The sequence below is a fragment of the Bradyrhizobium sp. ORS 375 genome, from assembly GCF_000239775.1.
GTDB lineage: Bacteria > Pseudomonadota > Alphaproteobacteria > Rhizobiales > Xanthobacteraceae > Bradyrhizobium.
This window is the reverse complement of record NZ_CAFI01000364.1, coordinates 1-4,597: the sequence shown is the minus strand read 5'-3', so window position 1 is coordinate 4,597 and position 4,597 is coordinate 1. Positions and strand designations below refer to the sequence as shown.

Genomic DNA, 4,597 nt, shown 5'->3' with positions numbered 1-4,597 from the left:
GGCCTGCTGGATGTTGCGGGAGATCTCCTGCGTCGCCGCGCCCTGTTCCTCCACGGCCGCGGCGATGGTCGAGGCGATCTCCGACATGCGTCCGATCGTGTCGCCGATTTCCCTGATCGCCGACACCGAGTGCTGCGTGGCGGACTGGATCGCGCCGATCTGCTGGCTGATCTCGTCGGTCGCCTTCGCCGTCTGCTCGGCCAACGCCTTGACCTCGGAGGCGACCACCGCGAAGCCGCGGCCGGCATCGCCGGCGCGCGCCGCCTCGATGGTGGCGTTCAGCGCCAGCAGGTTGGTCTGGCCCGCGATCGTGTTGATCAATTCGACGACATCGCCGATCCGGGCGGCGGCCTGCGACAATTCGCCGACCCGCTGGTTGGTGCGCCGCGCCTGCTCGACCGCTTCATTGGCGATCGCGGCCGATTGCTGCACCTGGCGGCTGATCTCGTTGACCGAGGAGGACATCTCCTCGGTCGAGGCGGCCACCGACTGCACGTTATTGGACGCGTCGCCGGAGGCGTTGGCGACGACGGTGGCCAGTCCTTGCGACCTGTCTGCGGTCGATGTCAGGGATTTGGCCGAGGTCTCCAGCGCGGCTGCCGCCGACGAGACGGTCTCGATGATGCTGCCGACCGAGCTTTCGAACTCGTTGGCAAGGCGGTCGGTGTCCGCCTTGCGCTGGGCGGCCAGGCGGCCTTCCTGCTCCCTCTGCTCGGCTTCGAGCCGCTGGCGCGCCTCGGCGTTGACCTTGAACACCTCGACCGCGCGCGCCATCTCGCCGAGCTCGTCGCGCCGTTCGGCGCCCGGAACGAGCACCGCCAGGTTGCCGGTGGCGAGCTCGGTCATGACCCGGGTGATGGCCTGAAGCGGTCGGACGAGGCCGCGCGCGATGACCAGGGCAATCATGCAAAGCAGCGCGATCAGTCCCACCGCCCAGAGCAGGGCCGTCTTCACCGAGGCATAGAACATCTCGTCGAGATCATCGACATAGACGCCGGTGCCGACGATCCAGTTCCAGGGATCGGCCTTCAGCGTATAGCCCAGCTTGGCGACGGCAATGGTGCTGCCGGCGCGCGCGAACATGTATTCGGTGAAGCCGCCGCCATCGCGCTGGCCTGCAGCGACCAGCTCGCGCACGAACAGCAGGCCGTTGGCGTCCTTCTCGTTGCTGAGGTTTTTTCCTTCCCAATCGGGGCGGGGACCGAGAACGATATTCTCTCCATCCGGCTTGTAGACGAAGATGTAGTCGTTCTTGCCGTAGCGGATGCCGCGCAGCGTGGCCTTGGCCCGGCTCTGCGCCTCCGCTTCGGTCAGCGCTCCCTTCTGAACCTCGGCGGCCAGCGCTTTCACGATCGATACGGCTGACTGCACCTGGCCGACGATGGCGGTCTTGCGTTCGTCCAGAAGCGCGGAACGAGCGCTCAGCAGCTGACTGGCAATGGCCGCGATGCAGATTGCGATTGAGACGGCGACAAGGATGCCGAAGCGGCGGGGGATCGTCAGGACCATGGTGCACTTCCAGAGGCCAGCAGCGCCATTGCTGCGTGGCACACAGTGCGAGCCGATGGTTTAAGCCTGCTGAACTTGTCTCAGTAGGACTACGCACCTGGCGGCGAAAACCGCCGGCCGGCAGGGGTCCCGTACGTCCGCAGCGCAGCTTTAACCTGCCGCGTTCTCTGGCGCTGGCTGCGGGGGGAATTGCTCGGACTCCGGTGAATCGGCAATCGGCTTCTAATCGAACCTGCCGCTCAGGCGGGTGACGCTCCGATAGGCAACCATCCGTTGATCGTTTCAAAAAATGGGCTGTTCGATTTCTAAAATTTCGTGCTCGTTGCACTGCGGCAAGAGCAAAGTGAACCGCGGTTCACGCGGTCCTTTTACGTCTCCTGGAGTTGAGCTAGAGAGAGCTACTTTTTCTCGCAATCCGGAATTGCCATGGCCGCACCGAAGAAGACCGCCGCAAAGGAACAAGGGCAGGACAGAGACAACGGCCCGCCTCCGGAATTCACCAGGGATCAAGAGCTGGCTGCGTTGCGCGACATGCTGCTGATCCGGCGCTTTGAGGAGAAGGCGGGTCAGCTTTATGGCATGGGTGCGATCGGCGGTTTCTGCCACCTCTATATCGGCCAGGAGGCCGTGGTGGTCGGCATGCAGATGGCGCTGAAGGATGGTGACCAGGTCATCACCGGTTATCGCGATCATGGCCACATGCTGGCCTGCGGCATGGATGCCAAGGGCGTCATGGCCGAGCTCACGGGGCGCCGCGGCGGCTACTCCAAGGGCAAGGGCGGCTCCATGCACATGTTCAGCATGGAGAAGAACTTCTTCGGCGGCCACGGCATCGTCGGCGCGCAGGTCTCGCTCGGCACCGGGCTCGCGCTCGCCAACCGCTACCGCGGCAATGATTCGGTCAGCGTCGCCTATTTCGGCGACGGCGCGGCCAACCAGGGCCAGGTCTATGAGAGCTTCAACATGGCGGAGCTCTGGAAGCTGCCGGTGATCTACGTCATCGAGAACAACCGCTATGCGATGGGCACGGCCGTGTCGCGCGCCTCGGCGCAGACCGACTTCTCGAAGCGCGGCATCTCCTTCAACATCCCGGGCGAGCAGGTCGACGGCATGGACGTCCGCGCCGTGAAGGCCGCGGGTGAGAAGGCGGTCGCCTGGTGCCGCGAGGGCAAGGGTCCCTACATTCTGGAAATGCAGACCTACCGCTATCGCGGCCACTCGATGTCCGACCCCGCGAAGTACCGCACCCGCGAGGAGGTCGAGAAGGTCCGCCACGACCAGGATCCGATCGAGCAGGTGCGCAACCGCCTGCTGGCGGCCAAGGTCAGCGAGCAGGATCTCAAGGCGATCGACGCCGACGTGCGCAAGATCGTCAATGAGGCCGCCGATTTCGCGCAGGCCGATCCCGAGCCGGATGCCGCCGAGCTCTACACCGACGTCTATCGCTAATCGCGCGCGCAAGCTGATTTCTCTGGAGCTGATATGCCTATTCAAGTTTTGATGCCTGCGCTGTCGCCCACGATGGAGAAGGGCAACCTCGCCAAATGGCTGAAGAAGGAAGGCGAGGCGATCAAGTCGGGTGACGTGATCGCCGAGATCGAGACCGACAAGGCGACGATGGAAGTCGAGGCGACCGACGAGGGCACGCTCGGCAAGATCCTGATCCCCGAAGGCACCGCCGACGTCGCGGTCAACACCCCGATCGCCACCATTCTTGCTGATGGCGAAACGGCAGCCGATCTTGGTAAGGCCTCGGCGCCCGCCGCCGAGATGAAGGCCGCGCAATCGGCGCCGCCGGCGGATGCCGCTGTTTCTGTGCAGGCCTCGCCCGCGCCGACCGGCGTGGCCGCGCCGCAGAGCGTCGCCGAGCCCGATCCGGAAGTCCCCGCCGGCACCGAGATGGTGACGCAGACCATCCGCGAAGCGCTGCGCGACGCGATGGCCGAGGAGATGCGCCGGGATGGCGACGTCTTCATCATGGGCGAGGAGGTCGCCGAGTATCAGGGCGCCTACAAGGTCACCCAGGGCCTGCTGCAGGAGTTCGGCGCCCGCCGCGTGATGGACACCCCGATCACCGAGCACGGCTTCGCCGGCATCGGCGTCGGCGCCGCGATGGCCGGCCTGAAGCCGATCGTCGAGTTCATGACCTTCAACTTCGCGATGCAGGCGATCGACCAGATCATCAACTCCGCTGCCAAGACCCTGTACATGTCCGGCGGCCAGATGGGCTGCTCGATCGTGTTCCGCGGGCCGAACGGCGCCGCCGCCCGCGTCGCCGCGCAGCACAGCCAGGACTACTCGTCCTGGTACTCGCACATCCCCGGCCTCAAGGTCGTCGCACCGTATTCGGCGGCTGATGCGAAGGGCCTGCTGAAGGCCGCGATCCGCGATCCGAACCCGGTGATCTTCCTCGAGAACGAGGTGCTCTACGGTCACTCCGGCGAGGTGCCGAAGCTCGACGACTACATCATCCCGATCGGCAAGGCGCGCATCGCGCGTTCGGGCAAGGACGTCACGATCATCTCCTGGTCGAACGGCATGACCTACGCGCTGAAGGCCGCCGATGAGCTCGCCAAGGAGGGCATCGAGGCCGAGGTCATCGACCTGCGCACGCTGCGCCCGATGGACACCGAGACCATCATCGCCTCGGTCAAGAAGACCGGGCGTGCGGTCACGGTGGAAGAGGGCTGGGCGCAGAGCGGCGTCGGCGCCGAGATCGCCGCGCGCATCATGGAGCACGCCTTCGACTATCTCGATGCGCCGGTGACGCGCGTGTCGGGCAAGGACGTGCCGATGCCGTATGCGGCCAACCTCGAGAAGCTCGCGCTGCCGTCGGCGGCGGAGGTCGTGCAGGCCGCCAAGTCCGTCTGCTACCGCTAAAGGGAATCCCAGATGGCCGGACCCAAGGAGCAGCCGCTGCCGCCCGACGTCGTCGGCCGCGAGGACGCCACCGAAGTGTTGCGCGCCTTCGTGCTCGACGGCGGGCTCTCGATCGCCTTCCAGCGCGCATTCGAGGAGCCCGACGTGTGGGGGCTGCTCCTGGTCGACGTCGCCCGACATGCTGCGCGCGCCTACGCGCGCGAGAGCG

Annotated in this window: 4 protein-coding genes; 3 read left to right on the top strand and 1 reads right to left on the bottom strand. The window is 65.8% G+C overall.

Going from position 1 to position 4,597, the window contains the following annotated elements:
* A partial coding sequence (locus BRAO375_RS25445; protein WP_035642142.1) for a methyl-accepting chemotaxis protein occupies window positions 1-1,509 on the bottom strand: 1,509 nt, incomplete at its 3' end.
* Between the two features lie 426 nt (window positions 1,510-1,935).
* Between BRAO375_RS25445 and pdhA the strand changes: the two genes are divergently transcribed.
* The 3 genes from pdhA to BRAO375_RS25430 form a co-directional block, all read left to right on the top strand.
* Window positions 1,936-2,958, top strand: a complete 1,023-nt coding sequence (gene pdhA, locus BRAO375_RS25440; protein WP_009030320.1) for a pyruvate dehydrogenase (acetyl-transferring) E1 component subunit alpha — start codon at window positions 1,936-1,938, stop codon at window positions 2,956-2,958.
* Between the two features lie 33 nt (window positions 2,959-2,991).
* Complete coding sequence (locus BRAO375_RS25435; protein WP_035642138.1) at window positions 2,992-4,389, top strand: pyruvate dehydrogenase complex E1 component subunit beta; 1,398 nt, start codon at window positions 2,992-2,994, stop codon at window positions 4,387-4,389.
* 12 nt (window positions 4,390-4,401) lie between these two features.
* A partial coding sequence (locus BRAO375_RS25430; protein WP_035642137.1) for a DUF5076 domain-containing protein occupies window positions 4,402-4,597 on the top strand: 196 nt, incomplete at its 3' end.